The organism is Agrobacterium tumefaciens (assembly GCA_025560025.1).
GTDB lineage: Bacteria > Pseudomonadota > Alphaproteobacteria > Rhizobiales > Rhizobiaceae > Agrobacterium.
The window spans coordinates 146450-163265 of the sequence record CP048486.1 but is presented as its reverse complement, the minus strand read 5'-3'; the positions used below and the strand labels follow the sequence as shown (position 1 = coordinate 163265).

Here is a 16816-nt window from a genome sequence, read left to right as displayed (position 1 = left end):
GATCATCTAGGAACAATTTTGTTGGGCAAATCGTTCCTTGACTATAACGCTACCCGCAAGGTGATGGTTTGATCTGCAAAGATTGAATGCCAATCATGGTCTTGCGCGCGCGGTAACTTGCCTTCAGTCTCTCAAACCAAGGCATATCCGCTGCAGTCTGGCTGACCGTCATATACATCACGTTCCCTTGCCAATCGTCTTTGCCTATCCGAGCGATAAAGCTAGCGCTCGCCGTATTGCCCTCAATTGGCCATACAGTCTGCGTGGAGCCCACTTTAAGAAAGAGTTGCGTATTTCGGTTCGAGCGGTCTGTCCTGTTAATCAATTGCGCTTCCACGCTCAGGCAAATCTCGCTCTGACGCAAATCGAACAGTGGTAGTGCAATCTTGCCTTCGCTTGTTTTCAAATACCCACCCACTTCGTCCACATGCCAGACTCTGTCCTCGCCGTAAAGCATCATACGATCATCGGTTTTTCTGAAATCCAGTGCCAAAGTGTTTGCACAACCAGATGGACGCGACGTACTGGCGCGCTCCCAGAGTTGCCTCAGCGAATCTTCATGACGTAGCACCCAAAGAGATCCATCTGGTACTGGGAGTTGGTCATAGGCGCGCTTTTCGACAACGATGTCGGTGAAGCCCATGCATGCCGCATTCCGATCCCATCCTGCCTTCAGCGGCTCTCCGATATGTATATTCCCGAGCTTTGATGCCACTTGCGCAGTTACGGACCCATAACTCCAGCGCGGCATCTCGTTGGCATTGGTTGTCGGAAAGACAATTGGCAGCAGAAGATGCTGGTATGGAGCGAAGTTCTTGATATCAGGAACTTCGGGAAAGTTTGCATATGGCAACTGCAGAACAACGGTCTCCGGTGTGGCTTCCATCTTGCTTACGAGAGTTTGCGCCGATTGGAGGTTGAGTGCAGACTCAGTCCTTATGGATCGATAATATTGGGCCCAATAGTCGTATCTGCCAATCCCGTTGAAGCCGACGATCACGATCAATGCAACCACGACCGCAAATGTGCTCTTGAAAGCATATTTGATGAAGCCGTAAAGCAAAATGATCGCAAACAGGTTCATGAATGGACTGATCCTGTTCTGGGATCGAAGAGCTGGTGTAATGAATTCACTGAACAGGAACCCGTAACCAAACGGGACGGCGAACAATATAATGAAGAGTATGGCGACGGCGCTCAGATCCAAAACGGCCTTGGCTTTTCTGTCGTTTTCAAACCAGCGTTTTACGAATCCGCCAGACGAGAGCGGCACAAGAAAAGGCGCCGCAAGTGCGAATAGAGTGACGAACGGTCCTGAGAACGCGTCAAACCCTTCGATAACCTGCCTCCACTCGGCATAGGCGGAGATAGTACCCGATTGAAATGGCATTAATGGATTGTAGCGGTTGTTTGAATACTCCAGCGCGGCATCGGCGATGCGTAACGCCGCAGCTGGTTGATCGAAAGCCGATCGTGTTGGTGAAAAAACGGCCGAGTCCAGTAATATCTGAGGATAGACGATAAACATGCCGATGGAGAAAATTATAATAGAAACGATAATAACCGCCACCGCGCGATAGGGCAGTTCAATCGTTCCTGTGAGTATTTTATAGAAAAGTAAGAATGAAAATATCGCAAGAAAGAAAAACGTATAATATACGCCTGAAAACAATACGATAAAAATACAGAGTGATGGCAATAAATAAAACTGTATGGCGTATATAAATTTATTTTTTGAACGTGTTATCGAGTCCTTGGCCAGCAGGGTGAATATAAGCAGAACAGCGAGAGCGACGGCGTAATCTGCATAAAGAAAATTATGTCCGGTCAAACGTTGTACGTAAGCGAAGAACGCGGTGCAGAAGGCCATTAGGGCCGATTGCATCGGGCTCCCCGTCAGGGAAAGAAAAAGCAAATAACTGGTGCAAAAGCCTAGAGTTGCGGCGGCGATATGAAAGGCGGTCCAGATTTCGAAGGGCGAATGGTAAAATTGTACAAGTGCCTTGATGAGGAACAATTGCGTGAAATCGAATGTTGGAAAATAAGAAAAATTCAGACCGTCTGGAAATGCCAGAAACGGTATATTGACGAATCCTTCGCCGAGAATCGCAGACTTCGAAAAAAGCAATAAAAACAGGGCGTCGCCTTGAACGTCAGGAGGGCTGCCAAAAGCTACTCTCCAAAAACCCGCCGCTGCCAGCGTTCCCCATATTCCAATTAGAGCACAAGCAATGGCCCATGTTACGGGGCGCTCATGAGCAAAAAATTCAAACCATCGGCAAAGTTTTTGAATGAACAGTCGCATCGTTTCCGCAAAGGCTTGATTTTATAGAACCTGACTTTCGTTATCGTAGCAGGTCATTCAAAGCAAGGTTGGCGGTGCCGATCATCTGCAATTACACCGGGTCTATCGCAAGTCGGTTCAGCGGTGCGTTCATCGCTCTAGTGTTCCATTATCAGGTACCCGTGCCAAGAGCCATTTTCCTTCGCCATACCTGAGGTCGAAGTAACATCCATCGGCAGATGGTTGATTTTGGCCCGGGAACCATTTGTCGGTGTCTATATTCTTTTCATTTTTTACGTAGACGCGTGTCCCAGTGATCCTGAAAACGGTATTGCCGTCAGCGCCGAGGTAGTCGCGTGAATGCCTGAGCTTCTTCAGTTTGCAAAAATGCTCTAGCCGTTCCCGAAAGTGACAGTCTCCTGATATTTCTCAGACAAGGCAACGAGTATGGCTGAAACCAGGCGCAGAGCCCGCAAAGGGATTTTTCCGAGCGCGTGTCTGTAAGGTGTCGAGGAACCAATCAGAGCTCCTTTCCCCTCCTGTCCATGCTGTTGGGGTTGTTGAGCGAGCACCTCGAACAGGGAGTTGATTATCAGAATCGAGCTTCGTGAAAGCTTGTGACGTTCTTTCTTGAAACTTCCATTGTTCCGCGATACACGCTCGGCCGTGAACGTTATTCGAGGCGAAGATTCGAGCGGAATAACAATGCACCAATCTCAAAGATCGTATCGGCGGTTGATAGGTGAAGGTTCGATGTCTGTAATAGAAAAGTTTGATTCCGCCAAGATTCTCTGCCTGGGAGACGTTATGCTGGACCGGTTCGTATCCGGTGTTGTCAAGCGTATATCTCCTGAAAGTCCGATCCCGATTTTATCCGAAGAGAAGATAGACGTTTTTGCGGGCGGAGCTGCGAATGTTGCTCGCAACATCTCTTCCTTGGGGGGGCGTTGTACCATCGTAGGAGTTGTCGGTAACGATAAGGCAGCCGACACTATTCGGGAATTGTTGGAAACTGACGATCGAATTTTGCCCAGGCTGGTGGTTGCTAAAGATAGGCCAACCAGTGAAAAGACCCGCTTTGTGACCAACGGTCAGCATTTGTTGCGTGTTGATAGCGAGGTCTCTGTCGACATAGATGAAGGCACGGAAAACGAGATTTTCAACGTCATTGATGGCTTCATGGGTAATCATGACGTGCTCATCCTCTCCGACTACGCGAAAGGTGTGCTGACCAAAGGCGTGCTCACGCGTATAATCTCTCTGGCGCGGGCCAGAAACGTACCGGTCATCGTCGATCCCAAGTCCAAGGATTTTTCTCGTTACAGTGGATCAACCCTTTTGACGCCGAACTCTACAGAGACGCGGGTCGCGACCGGTATTGATCCGCTCGATGATGAATCAGCGATTATTGCCGGCCAGGAGATATTGAAGTCGCTGGATCTTGAGCATGTCCTTATAACACGTGCGGAAAAGGGTATGACATTGGTGGGCCAAACGGACCCCGTTGTGCATATTTCTGCTGCTGCACGCGAAGTGTCTGATGTCGTTGGTGCAGGAGACACTGTTATCGCCACCCTGTCGCTGGTCATGGCCTGTGGAGGAAGCGTGGAGCTGGCAGCCCATGTCGCAAATACGGCTGCGGGAATTGTGGTTGGCAAGCGTGGAACTGCAACAACTACGCGATCGGAACTTATGGAGGAGTTGGCTAAGGAAAGCGATACAGGGCACACGCCTTCGTCTGTAAAAGTGCTCTCCTGGGAGGAAGCAAAAGTCGTATCGCGATCCTGGCAAAATGACGGGCTCAAGGTAGGCTTCACAAATGGGTGTTTTGATATTCTTCATGTGGGTCACACTTCAATCTTGGATTTCGCAAGATCCCACTGCGACCGGCTGATTGTTGGCGTAAATGCGGACGCGTCGATACGCAGATTGAAAGGGCCTGAGCGCCCTATAAACTCCCAAGATGACCGTGCGAACCTGTTGTCTGCCTTGGCCGTGGTTGATGCTGTTGTGATCTTTGATCACGATACGCCGAAAGAGCTTATCGACTTTCTCGAGCCGTCGTTGCTTGTCAAAGGCGCCGACTACAAAATTGATGAAATTGTCGGAGCGGAATCCGTGCTTGCAAGAGGGGGGGAAGTGTTGCGTTTTGAGCTTCTCCCTGGCAAGTCCACAACTGGAATAATCAAACGCGCGCGAACATTAAAGTGATGCGTGAATAGCCCAGAGGGTCATAAATACGCTCGGGTTAGATTTTCGGCTACTTCTCGAACTCGACGCGACACGGCTTCCCGTTCTCAATGTGTTTGCCTTTCGGATTGTAAAACATTTTGATTTTGTCATGCGTTATATCCAGCTCTGAGTTTGCTCCATCGTCGTTTTGACGTGCTCCCCGGATTTGACAGGGCGCGTCGTCTGCATGACTTGAATTAAATGGTCTTCGGTAAACCCAACGAGGGTCGGAGGCAATGGCACGCGAATTGGCAGCTGGTGCTTTCGCTGTTGATTTTCCACGGCAGTGTGGTTGTCAGACTATGCGGATGCGCATAGGTTAGACAAGGATGCAACGCGTGATATGTATTCTTCATTAGAAAACTTTTACGCGAAATATAGCCTATAGTGCAGGTTGGCCATGATTGCGAGCCAAAACTATAGTGACTGCATAACGAATATAAGCGCTTGGTGGAATAAGAATGAAGTTTGTTTCGAATTGGTTGAAAAAGTTTTCCAATACCTCTCGCGATTCGGAGTTTGGCGATGCTTGGCCCCGCGATCTTCGTTCGGCTGTACCGCAGCGATACTCTATGAATTATAAAATGTATAAGAATAGGGGAAATGCGCTTCCTCTAAAAAATCTAGTGAGCGGTTTTATTCATAATGAACAAGTGAATAAAGGCGATATGAACCGATTTTTTACTTTTTGTCTTGTGCATGACCAAATAAGGAAAGAGGGTATTGCTGGCGATATTGCTGAACTCGGTGTTTATAAAGGGAATACATCTTACATATTGGCAAATTTTGCTAAGGATCTCGGGCGAACAGCTTATCTATTTGATACGTTCGAGGGATTTGATTCGAGAGATATCAAAGGTATTGACTCATCTATTCCGATGCAGTTTTCCGATACGAGTCTCGAAACGGTCCGTGACTTCGTTGGTGACAACAATACGGTTTATGTAAAAGGATATTTCCCGGAGTCGGCTGCGCAAATCCCGGACAATCTAAAATTTTGCCTAGTGCATCTTGATTGCGACCTTTACAGTCCAATAATGAGCGCGTTGAGCTATTTCTACCCAAGAATGGCGGAGGGCGGATTTATAGTTTTGCATGATTATTCGAGCTTGCATTGGGACGGAGCCGAGAATGCAGCCGACGAATTTTTTTCCGATAAACCAGAGTGCTTGATACCATTAGCGGATAGCTGCGGTAGCGTGATTGTTCGAAAGGCGCGGACATCCGATAAATTCGAAAATTGGCGAATTAAGAGGCTCCGGGACTCTTCAGTCGGCTCCTGGGTTCCTACGCAACTTTTAAAAACTTATTTGAGAGATGGCTGGGGTGATCTGGAAGACTGGGGGGTGTGGGGCGTTGGGGAGAGCCATACGATGTCCGTTATAATCCCCTTTCGGCCCCAAACGGATATCAGATTAATTTTTGATGTCGATGCTGTTTTGCTTGGCAAACAGGTGGAGCAGAAAGTCACGGTTTTGTTGGAAGGTGCCGAGATTGCCGAGTGGACTTTTACGTCTGAACATCAGCGCGGGAAACGGGAATTAATTATTCCTTTCCATATGCTTCAAGGACACCGAAATGCTGAGTCTCCACCAGCACTTTTTGTTGAATTCAGGCCTGAGTCATTTACACCTCCAAATGTTTTGGATGCATCGAACAGGGACACCCGGGCGCTTGGACTTGGGCTTCATAGTTTTAAGATAGAGACTGAATAGAAACTCGGTAGTTTATTCATACACAAGCATCCTGCCCTGCGACGCTCAGGCCCTAGGGGCTCTGAGCCTGCGGAGCTGGAATCCCCTGGGATTTTTGAGGTTAAACGTTCGAAAACCGGAAGCTGAAGTTCTCGGCCTGATCACGACGAAGAACTGTTTTTCCCTCTGCCACGCTAACCGTATGCGTACCCGCTCAAAGATGAATGCGACTTGCGCTTCTGAAAACTTCGAGGCCCTTATTGAATTTTTTCTTCTTCCCATCAGGCACCACAAACCGAAAATTCCAGCTCCAAACGGCCCAATTTATCGTTGATATGACAGGTTCAGATCAATTATTTCTCAATCGCTCGTTCGAGTAGCGTCAAAATTTATGCGCTCCGCCTCAACCACAAGTGGTAGACTTCGCACCTGAGTCTGAATCGCCCCAATATATTCTCCGAGCATGCCGAGAAAAATCATCTGGACGGCACCAAAGAAAAATATACCGATCAAAATTGGCGCTAGGCCAATGTCAAATGAGTTCCACATAACCAGTTTCGCAACAAAGTAGCCGAATGCAACCAACAGGCTTAGGCACGCGAGAGCAAATCCGGAAAGCGTCATGAGACGCAAAGGAACCTTTGAGTGTTTCGTGATCCCGAGCATCGCCATGTCATATAGCGAATAAAAATTCTGACTGGTTACGCCGCGTGCTCGTCTCGGCTGCTTAAATGGAACAGTCGCAATCGGATAGCCAATTTCGCATACGAGTCCCCGGAAATACGGGTATGGGTCATTCATTTGTTTGAGGATATCAATGACTGCGCGGTCAAATAGTCCGGACCCCGTCGCGTTCTGGATAAGAGGCACCTCGGAGATTCTGCCTACGGCTGAATAATACAGCTTTCGAACGGCAAACATGACGGACGACTCGTCACTGACGGGTTTTACCGCCATAACGGTCTTGAAACCATCTTCCCACTTTTTCACGAACTCGGCGATCATTTCTGGTGGATCCTGAAGGTCGGAAGCTATCAAGACCGCCGCGTCTCCGGAAGCTTGCAGAAGAGCATGAAAAGAGGAGCGGATATAACCGAAATTTCTGCTGTTCACGATAACGCGTAAATTCTTGTCGTTCTTCGCTCTGGAACGAAGAATCGCCACGGTATTGTCTTTCGAACAATTGTCTATGCAAAGGTGTTCGTAGTCATATGGCAATTTCGCCATAGTGGCGGCTATGCGTTCGCACAGCTCAACGACATTTTCCTCTTCGTTAAAGAGAGGAGTTACTATGCTGATCTTTTTTCTCATGGGGAAAATACATAACGCCGATTTAGGAGGAAAGATAAAATTGCCAAGGGCAATAGAAGCAGCAAGCCAGCAAACCACGCAGGCACATCGAAATGAACGAGAAGGCTTACCCCTGAGATATTCAGCAGATATAAGAACAAATACACGCCGATAAAGCGAAGCAACAACGCATTATTCCGGGATTCAAATACAAATGCACCTATGCTTTTGAAATTGAACAACGTTCCGAGAATTGTGGAGGTTGCGACTGCTGCCGTATAGTGTAATCCGATCCAGAGACTGGCGACGTATATCGTGTATCCAAAGATTGTATTGATGACGCCAACTATCAAGAATTTTACTATCCTGATATCGAATTGATACGGTTTGGCTGGCATGTCGTCGTTTCCTGATCTTACCAGCCGGTTTCCGTGATCGTTATACCCGCAACTTGCCGCAAATATTCCTGCGTACCGGATGTGCTGATGAAAGTATTGGGAACGGCAATTCGTTTCACGAGAGGGATTTGTGCTAGTTCGCCACATGCGCACAGATCACTTAAAGCTTCCACAATCGAGCTTCCAAAGCCACCATTGAGCTGATGCTCCTCGACGGTGACAATTCTTTGAAATCGCTGAGCCATATCAATGAGAACGTCTTTTTTGTAACCTCCTACAAAAGGCGCACTCCAAAATGCCCAATCACGACCGCTATCTTTCATCTCTTGGAGAATTGGAGCGCCAACGGCTCCAGTTGCCAAAACAAGAGTTTCAGACCCTTCTCTCACAGGTATGAACTCACCCGGGACAATGGACAGGGGAGTGTTGGGGTCGTGCAGATGGATTTCTCCAGACTTATTCAGTCTGATATAGCCCGGACCCTTATGCTTCGTCATGAAAACGGCCGCCGCGCGCGCTTCCAATGCGTCAGCCGGCGCACAGATTGTCATGCCCGGCAGAGAGCGCATCATTGCCAAATCTTCTGTCGTGTGGTGCGAGACGCCTTGTGATCCGTAAGCATAACCGGCGCCTACGGCCACAACTTTTACATTGGCTTCATGATAGCAGACATCGTAGCGGATCTGCTCCATACAGCGGAGCGTTGGGAAATTGCCGATGGAATAGGTGAAAACATTGTATCCTTCGCGGGCTAAGCCTACGGCAACCTGCGTCATATTCTGTTCGGCTATGCCGGCATTCAAAAAACGGTCAGGATAACGCTGCGCGAAAGGCTCAAGAACCGAGTAACCCAGATCACCGCACAAAAGGAATACGTCGTCGTTCTCTTCGGCAAGGTCACAAAGCGTGTTGATAAAACTGTTACGCATCAAACAGACTCCAACTCTTCACGCGCTTTCGCGACGTCGGCAGCCGATGGAGAGCGATAGTGCCAGGCAAGATCGTTTTCCATAAAGCCTACCCCTTTTCCTTTCACCGTATGCGCGATAACGCATTTTGGTTTGCCATCACGGCTTGCCTTGAAGCGACTTAAAAGCTCCAACAGGTCGGTGGTCGAATGCCCGTCCACTTCCTCTACCTCCCAGTTGAAAGCGCGGAATTTATCCACCAGGGGTTCAAGATTCATCACGTCGCATACTCTGCCGAAGCTCTGTATCTTGTTGTAGTCAATGATTGCGACAAGATTGTCGAGGTGATTATGAGCGGCAAACATGATCGCCTCCCAATTCGAGCCTTCATCCAGCTCCCCGTCGCTCAATATGGCAAAAACGCTATTTGCGCGCTTCAAACGCTTTCCAGCAAGAGCACTACCGCAGGCCACACCGAGTGCATGGCCGAGGCTACCTGTGGACAATTCAACCCCCGGCAGGTTGTGGTTGATATGTGATGTGAAATAGCTACCGTTTTCCGTAAACTCACGCAGGAGGTCTTTACCCGCAAAGAAGCCCTTGAGTTCCAGCATGGCATAGAGCGCGGTGCATGCGTGACCTTTGCTATAGAACAAGCGGTCCCGGTTCGGGTTGTCCACGGCATCGGCCGACACGTTCAGAACGCGTCCATAAAGTACCGCGAGAATGTCGGCAACGGAGAAGGCGCCGCCAATATGAGACGTGCGCTTGAGGCTGCAGAGCTCCAGCACCCGCAACCGAACCTGTTTTGCATATGTCGAAAGGTCAGTCATGGCTGTTTCCTGCTCGCAATAATTGGCTTATACCATTCCATAGTGCGCGTTAAGGCGTCGTCCAACGATACTCGTATTGAAAGACCAAGCTCAGTGCGCGTGACATGGGTTTCGGGGACATAGAGATCCGGAGCGGCACCTTTTACGGTCTGACCGAGAATTTGAACTTTTGATTGGTTCAAGCCCGCTATTCGAGCAATCGCTTGCGCAAGCGCCGCAATTGAGACTGGATCGTCTGATCCGACATTGTACGCTTTGCCCGCTTGTCCTCGAACCAAAATTGCGATTAGCCACTCCACAAGATCGGTCGCATACATATATGAACGTATCGCTTTCCCGTCACCCTTTATCGTTATAGGGAGATCCAGCATGGCATCACGCATAAAATTCCCGGCAGCGAATTGGGCGTCCAGTTCGAGATAGGGACCAATCTGAGCGAAAATACGGGCGGATTTGCAGGCGAAACCGTATTGCTGCCCGTAGGTATTGCCTAACCATTCGGTATTGATCTTACCCAATCCATATGCCGAGCTGGTTGAGAACACATCGGCAGACACGGCTGATGTCTCCGAAAATCGATCCCTCTGGCCGGTGTCGCGACCATAAACTGCGCCGGAAGATAGTAACAAAACTTTGGTGGCGCCACTGTCACGAGCAAGATCGAGAACGCGGCGTGTGCCTTGCACAGTGACGTCAAACACATCAAGCGGAGAGTTTACGGCGATTACGTCCGTGGCCGCGTGAATGATATGCGTAAAGCGAGGATTTTCGATATGAAATTCGCGCACATCACCCTTTATGAATGATAGCGCGGAATCATTGGCCAGATGAGGGTATAACTTCGCGAAACGGTCGGGATCGCGACTGAGTATTACCGCCTGTATGCCAAGATTCATATGTGTGTTCGCATAGCTGATAGCTTCGAGTAGCCAGCGACCTATATAACCGGTGCCTCCGGTGATAAACAGGCGTGCATCTTGCAGAGTCTCGAAGTCGCTCCTAGCGTCCACTATCAGCGTTTTAAGATCATGTCTTGTTGCGCCCTGCGACGCAATGCCATCAATTGTCGCAGTCAAGTTTTATCACTTCCGTTAAGCGTTGATCGAAACTGATTGCATTTGCTCTATAGCTACCATTCCGTACGGACAATATCGATTTTAACAGTATGACTGCGGTCATTATTGCGACTTCGTTTTTTTTTCCTAGACATGTATGCCCAAGTTGTTCCGGTAGCAGCCATTTTCTGTTTTCAAAAAACGTAAGCCAATAAAGATAATCGTATCCGGCAACTCCCCAGAATGCGTCCTCCCAGTCGACAACGACAGGTCCCATATCGTCAGATCGGATGTTTGCAGGGCTCAAATCGCCGTGGCAAATCTGACGTTGCCAAGCGGGAGCAGATGAAAGAAGCAAATCAAGATAATTCTGCACCTGCTCCGTTATTCTCCCCGAAATCAGCCGTTTCTGTGAAAGCGTCGCCAGGGCAGCGTTCGCTTCGGAAAGTAACAAATCGAGACTTTCCGACGAAGGTATCGCTATCTCGCTCTCTATTGGGGAAAGCGCCCTTTCGTAACAAGACACGATATCTCGTACCGCTTCTGGATGAAGCGGATAACCGGGCTGAAGAACCTTCATATTCAACCAGGTCCGGGTTTCTTGCCCTGATGTCACGGAATTCAAACCCGCGTCTACGCGTGACCCTGCCGTTGCCACGAGAAAAGCAGCCTCGCGCTCAAGGGTAGAGCGTCCCGCAGGGGTGGCGTAAGTTTTAAAGAACCTTTTCTGTCCGAGTAATTCCCCTGTGAAGCAGAGCCCGAGCGTGCCACCGTCGACGACCTCAATTTTCACCAAGTGGGCCCCAAAGATTCTTTGGAGCCCGGACATCAAATCCTCTTTCAACGGATTGAAAGTATTTGCGGCACTAAGGTGCCGCAACTTGCTAAGCACCGTAATAGTCCTTGAGGTAGCTGATCTTGTCGAAACCGAAATGACGTGCAAGGGCCATGGAACCGTGGGCGATCTGTGCTTTTTCCGCGTCCGTCAGTTCGTTGATGATTGCCTCGTTATATTCCTCTGTGCTCTTAAGCACCGTGCCCCAGGGGGCAATATTGTCCTTGATCTCGACGCCGTTCCAGCTGGGGTAAAGCATCGTTTCGCTGAAGGGCACGTCTATGAATTCAGAGACTTGCTTCATGAATTCCACCTTATCGGCCACAAGGTCTTCATAGCGGAATATACGTACGTTCCGAGGATGCATCTTGGCGTACATCTCGACGGTGGAGTGATAGATGTTCCAGGTGATCAGGTATTTGCTGAGCGGCTGAGGGAAGGGGCGGCGCTTGGTGTCGCGATATGCCGAGAATGGGTTTCTAACGATGTGAATGATGCGGACATCCGGAAAATCGCGCACGATACGATCGGCGTCGATACCGATTGCTGGAGAATATCCTACATAAGTCATATCTTCGCGCTGCTTGGTGTAGTAGTTTTTCCAAGCTTTGAAGGTTGCCCTGAAAAATGCTTCGATAACCTTGGCCCGGGGATAGAACGGTGCATCACCCAGGATTTCCTCAAAAATGGCCAGACGATCTGCTTCGACCATATCCAGGTCGGCATCCTTGAACTTTGAACCATTTCTTTTTCGAAGGAAGGTCTTGGCCTCTTCGTCAATCATATGCTCATAAAGTTCATAGGGGCGTGCGCCTTCGGGGAATTCAGGGTAACGATACTGTACGCGCTCGACCGAAGCTAGAAAGTCGTTGAAGTTGCGGCTGCCCAGCTGAGATTCAAAGGGATAAACCAGCAGATCCGGGTGCCCGTCGAGGTGCCGGTGCGTAACATTGCCTCCGTGCTCGAAACCCGCAGAAATCATGACAAACTTGAAGTGGCTCATATAATATCGATCCTTTTTCGTCTTTGAGCGAGCAAAGACAGTTGATGAATGCCGTTGCCTTGCGGTCTGGCTTTAGCGCCATTTTCGCGAAAATGCACCGGGAATGTTTAAGTTTGCGCTGTGCAAGCTCAATTGCGCTTTTGGAGGACGCTTACGGTTCCTGTTGGCCTGTTAAACAGCAAGCATTCTGAACGGAAAATACGGCCTCTCATTTTTACCTTGCTATGGCTGCTTGATACTCTCTTATTTGTGCAATGGTAGCATTCCTTTCGGACTGCCCCTCGGCAACGGCCTTGCTCCAATCCACAATATATTGAAGTGCACGATCCAGACGAAGTTCAGGGTGCCAAGCAAGACGACTACGCGCCTTCGAAATATCGAGTTTCAAAAAATGAGCTTCGTGCGGATGATTTCCAACATCGCAGGACCAGCTTGCCTCGTTGCCCCACAACTCTGCCATGCGCTCTGTGATCCATGATACGGGTTTTGCATCATCGTCATTAGGTCCGAAATTCCAGGCTTCTGCGAATTCATCTCCATGTTCGAAGAGATTTTCTGCGAGGACGAGGTAACCGCGAAGCGATTCAAGAACATGCTGCCAGGGGCGAATGGCTTGCGGATTCCGGATGGAAGCCGGTACTCCCTGCGAGAACGCATATACAATATCTGGGATGAGGCGATCCTTTGCCCAGTCTCCGCCGCCGATAACGTTGCCGGCCCGTGCAGTCCCCACGGCGACACGATGACCATTTGACGGTGTTGTAAAGTACGATCTGCGATAGGCTGCAGTCACAAGTTCCGCGCACGCTTTGCTGCTGCTATAGGGATCGTACCCGCCCATGGGTTCGTTTTCTCGATACCCCCAAGGCCATTCTCGATTTTCGTAGCATTTGTCCGTTGTTACATTAACGACGGCCCTGATCTTCTGGCTTTCGCGTACCGCCTCAAGCAAATTCACAACGCCCATGACGTTCGTCGAAAATGTTTCCACGGGATTTACATAGGAATATCGCACCAAAGGCTGTGCGGCCATATGAATTACAATTTCAGGATCTGCTGTTCGCATCGCATTTTTCAACGCCTCCAGATCCCGTATGTCCCCAATAAGTGAGGTCATTCCGTCAGCCGCGCCTGTCGCTTCAAACAGAGAGGGGTTGGTCGGCGGGGGCAGCGCAAACCCTGTAACATGTGCGCCCAAATTTTGTAGCCAAAGAGATAGCCAGCTTCCCTTGAAGCCCGTGTGCCCGGTGAGCAGGACGCGCTTGCCGCGCCAGAACGAGATATTCACTCCCAGATCCTCCAAGGAGCTTTCCCACGGGCCCAAAGATCCTCAAGGAGATGTTTATCCCTGAGTGTATCCATCGGCTGCCAAAAGCCGGTGTGCTCATATGCGAACAATTTTCCCTGAGTGGCGAGACTTTCGAGCGGCGCGTGTTCCCAGGGTGTGTTATCGCCCTCAATGAAATCGACAACTTTTGGAGACAGAACAAAAAAGCCGCCATTTATCATTCCGCCATCCCCTTTGGGTTTTTCCTTAAAGGATGTAATGCGCTGATCCGACTGTATGTCCAGAGCGCCAAATCTTGCCGGCGGGTATGTTGCTGTAAGCGTTGCCAAACCACCATGGCGCTTATGAAAATCGACAAGCTCCCTGATATTTACATCGCTAACGCCGTCGCCATAAGTAAAACAGAAGGCTTCTTCGTCATTTAAATAGGGGGAAACGCGTTTAAGGCGGCCACCCGTCATCGTGGCTTCGCCGGTTTCAACAAGCGTGACGCGCCAAGGCTCGGCATGTTGCTGATGAACTTCCATGCTGTTAGTCTTCATGTCGAATGTCACATCAGACATGTGTAGGAAGTAATTGGCGAAGTACTCTTTAATCAAGTAACCTTTATAACCCAGGCATATGATGAAGTCATTGATGCCGTGTGACGAATAGATTTTCATGATGTGCCATAGAATTGGCTTTCCACCAATTTCCACCATCGGCTTGGGCTTGAGGTGGGTTTCTTCAGATATTCTGGTGCCGAGGCCTCCAGCGAGAATAACAGCTTTCATTCTAAACGACCTCAGCCATGCAATATTTTGACAAACATTCAAGCGTGCTTAGTGTTCTTAACCCTATAGCTCGACTGCTGCGGAAGAGGCGTGCGTTAGATTGCTTGCCATCCAATCGCTCCCCGTTCAGCTCTGTCGACCACCTTGGGCGCCAAATACCTTCTTACGATTCGGGTATAAAGCCGGACTGAATGGGTTGCAAATTATTCAAATGAATAAGTTGAGAGTCTCAACAGCAAGAGCCGGCTTTTCGGAGGCTGTTATACCCGCTTATGCGGCCTGATCGACGTCCGCAACTCCACCAGCCGCTCCAGCGTCTCAAGGCTTCGCTCGGGGCGGGCGGCGGAGAGGGCAAGGGCCATGGTTTCCATGGCAACGAAGGTTGGGGCGTGGAGCGCGACCCCTTCCGTTTTGGCGCGCGGCAGGAACAGGCAGGCGTTGGCGTGTTTTTTGAGCACGCTGTCTTCCTGGCCGAGCAGCATGATGATCGGGATGTCGAGGCGGCCGGCCTCGGCTATGGCGGTCTGGGCCTCGCGGTGGGCGCGGCCGTGCAGGAGCATGATGAGGACGTGGCCGTTTTCAAGCTCCAGCAACTGCTCTGCAAGCGCGATGCCGGTGGCGTTGAGCGCATAGGAATGCACGCCCGAGCGTTGGAATAGCCTTGCCGCATAGGTGGCGATGATGCCGGAGGCGCCGATGCCGAGCACCCCGATGCCGCGCGCTTGCGACAGAAGCCGCACGGCCGCTGCCATGGCTTCGCGGTTTTCGGCGCTTGAAAGCATCTCCAGCGTGTTCTTCTGATTGTCGAGCACGAAGTCTATCGCCGCATCGCAGTTGCCGGATATGGATTTTGTCGTCGCCGCCATTTTTTCGACGGGCGAATCCGTCACGCCCAGATAGGCCTCCAGCGTTTCCTTGAGATCGACCAGCCCCTGAAAGCCGAGCGCCTGTATGGCGCGGATGACGGTCGCATCGGATGTATTGGTCTCGAAGCCGATTTCCAGCGCCGATTTGGCGAGAACCGCATGGCGGTGGCCGTCAATATATTCGGCAACGGCAAGCAGGCCCGGCGACAGGCGGTCGCGGCGCTTGCGCAGCTGCTCGCCGAAACGGTCGGTGCGCCGAAGCCTTGATATATGCGTTTCGCCAGCCGACATGAATTCTTCCGTGAAGCTGAGTTTTCTACTCTTCTTCACGAATTAGCAGCGCGCCAAGCCGGGAGGCAAGCGCTTTTGTCCGTAGTGGTCGTTGCCGTCACTTTTCGTGCGCTGGCTGCACCGTCAAATGCGACTGGACGGCGGAGACCATGAGGCTGAGCGCGGCATAGGAGTTGGAAATCGCTTCCTCGCGCGGCAGGAGGATGTAACGGCCGTTGCGGCAGGCCTCAAGAAAATTGCAGAAACCCGGCATCACGGTTTCCATCATGTCGATTTCCGCCTGCGGCGAAGAGCCGGTATCGGAGCGATAGGGATCGAAGATAATATCGGCATCGAGTTCCGGCAGCCGTTCGGCGCTGATTTCGATACGGTCGCCATCCGGAATGGCGTCGATGATGGCGGGGAAACGAAACCCCGCATCCCGCAGCACCCGACCGAGTGCGCGATAGGTATGGTAGACGCTGATCTTGCCGTTGAGCGGCTGGAACACCGAAACGGTGATGGCGCCGGTATCGACCGATGCCTTCAGCGCTTCGATCTGCGCGCGGTAGCGCCGGTCCAACACGGCAAGACGCTCCTGCGTGCCAGTGAGTTCGGCCAGCACCTTGTAAATATGCGGCGCGCCGTCCTTGGTATTGTCGATGGCGACGGTGGGGGCGATCTGCGCCAGTTTTTCAACGGGGGTGGGTCGGTCAGGTTCGGTCAGGATGAGATCGGGCTTGAGGGCGATAATTGCCTCCAGATCGGCATTGATGGAGCCGATATAGGCGATGTCGCTATTGTCGAAATCAACACCGGTCAGAATGGCGCTGGAGCGCAGATAGGGTTTGCCGTCCGCGCCCATGCGGCCATGGCTGCCCACCGGCGTCACGCCCAGTTCGATCAGCGGAATGGTGAGGTCGATATCGTGCAGCGTCACGATGCGTTTTGGTTTTGCCGGAATGGAAACGCTGCGGCCGAGGTCGTCGGTAAAGCTTCGGCTGGTCTCTTCGGCTTGAGCCGTGGCTGTGCCGAGGAGAAAAGCGGCGGCCGGGAGAAGGGCGAGAAGTGTTTTGCGCATGGGGGA

General features: G+C 50.7%; 14 protein-coding genes. 2 read left to right on the top strand and 12 right to left on the bottom strand.

All coding sequences use genetic code 11. The features are described 5' to 3' along the window. Positions 1-49: 49 nt before the first annotated feature. Positions 50-2305 carry a hypothetical protein gene (locus FY152_14745; GenBank protein UXS33431.1) on the bottom strand — a complete coding sequence of 752 codons (2256 nt, stop codon included), beginning with the start codon at positions 2303-2305 and terminating at the stop codon, positions 50-52. Between the two features lie 732 nt (positions 2306-3037). On the opposite strand from FY152_14745, the gene rfaE1 reads away from it, so the two are divergent. After that, entirely contained in the window at positions 3038-4495 is a 1458-nt protein-coding gene (gene rfaE1 / locus FY152_14740; protein UXS33430.1) for a D-glycero-beta-D-manno-heptose-7-phosphate kinase, read from the top strand. Between the two features lie 689 nt (positions 4496-5184). Beyond that, positions 5185-6231, top strand: coding sequence for a methyltransferase (locus FY152_14735; GenBank protein ID UXS35074.1), 1047 nt, complete (start codon positions 5185-5187; stop codon positions 6229-6231). A gap of 339 nt (positions 6232-6570) precedes the next feature. Here FY152_14735 and FY152_14730 read toward each other — a convergent pair whose 3' ends face one another. From FY152_14730 to FY152_14680, 11 genes are all read right to left on the bottom strand, one after another. Further along, positions 6571-7521, bottom strand: coding sequence for a glycosyltransferase family 2 protein (locus FY152_14730; protein ID UXS33429.1), 951 nt, complete (start codon positions 7519-7521; stop codon positions 6571-6573). Continuing rightward, positions 7518-7898: a GtrA family protein gene (locus FY152_14725; protein ID UXS33428.1), complete on the bottom strand. Its 381-nt coding sequence runs from the start codon at positions 7896-7898 to the stop codon at positions 7518-7520. The genes FY152_14730 and FY152_14725 overlap by 4 nt, the downstream gene beginning before the upstream one ends. Before the next feature lie 17 nt (positions 7899-7915). Then, positions 7916-8827, bottom strand: coding sequence for a transketolase (locus FY152_14720; GenBank protein UXS33427.1), 912 nt, complete (start codon positions 8825-8827; stop codon positions 7916-7918). Then, positions 8827-9639: a transketolase gene (locus tag FY152_14715; GenBank protein UXS33426.1), complete on the bottom strand. Its 813-nt coding sequence runs from the start codon at positions 9637-9639 to the stop codon at positions 8827-8829. Before FY152_14715 ends, FY152_14720 begins: the two co-directional genes overlap by 1 nt. Then, the gene (locus FY152_14710; GenBank protein ID UXS33425.1) at positions 9636-10715 is read right to left on the bottom strand and encodes an NAD(P)-dependent oxidoreductase; all 1080 of its coding nucleotides are present in this window, start codon (positions 10713-10715) and stop codon (positions 9636-9638) included. The genes FY152_14715 and FY152_14710 overlap by 4 nt, the downstream gene beginning before the upstream one ends. Continuing rightward, positions 10699-11487, bottom strand: a complete 789-nt coding sequence (locus FY152_14705) for a phosphotransferase (GenBank protein UXS33424.1) — start codon at positions 11485-11487, stop codon at positions 10699-10701. The genes FY152_14710 and FY152_14705 overlap by 17 nt, the downstream gene beginning before the upstream one ends. 91 nt (positions 11488-11578) lie before the next feature. Then, positions 11579-12532, bottom strand: a complete 954-nt coding sequence (locus FY152_14700) for a sulfotransferase (protein UXS33423.1) — start codon at positions 12530-12532, stop codon at positions 11579-11581. Positions 12533-12746: 214 nt separating this feature from the next. After that, positions 12747-13826: a CDP-glucose 4,6-dehydratase gene (gene rfbG / locus FY152_14695; GenBank protein ID UXS35073.1), complete on the bottom strand. Its 1080-nt coding sequence runs from the start codon at positions 13824-13826 to the stop codon at positions 12747-12749. Then, entirely contained in the window at positions 13817-14593 is a 777-nt protein-coding gene (gene rfbF, locus FY152_14690; GenBank protein ID UXS33422.1) for a glucose-1-phosphate cytidylyltransferase, read from the bottom strand. The genes rfbG and rfbF overlap by 10 nt, the downstream gene beginning before the upstream one ends. Before the next feature lie 260 nt (positions 14594-14853). Then, a complete protein-coding gene (locus FY152_14685; protein ID UXS33421.1) occupies positions 14854-15750 on the bottom strand; it encodes a MurR/RpiR family transcriptional regulator in 897 nt (298 codons plus the stop codon). Between the two features lie 97 nt (positions 15751-15847). Continuing rightward, positions 15848-16810 (bottom strand): ABC transporter substrate-binding protein, encoded by a 963-nt coding sequence (locus tag FY152_14680; GenBank protein UXS33420.1) that lies wholly within the window; start codon positions 16808-16810, stop codon positions 15848-15850. Positions 16811-16816: the final 6 nt, after the last annotated feature.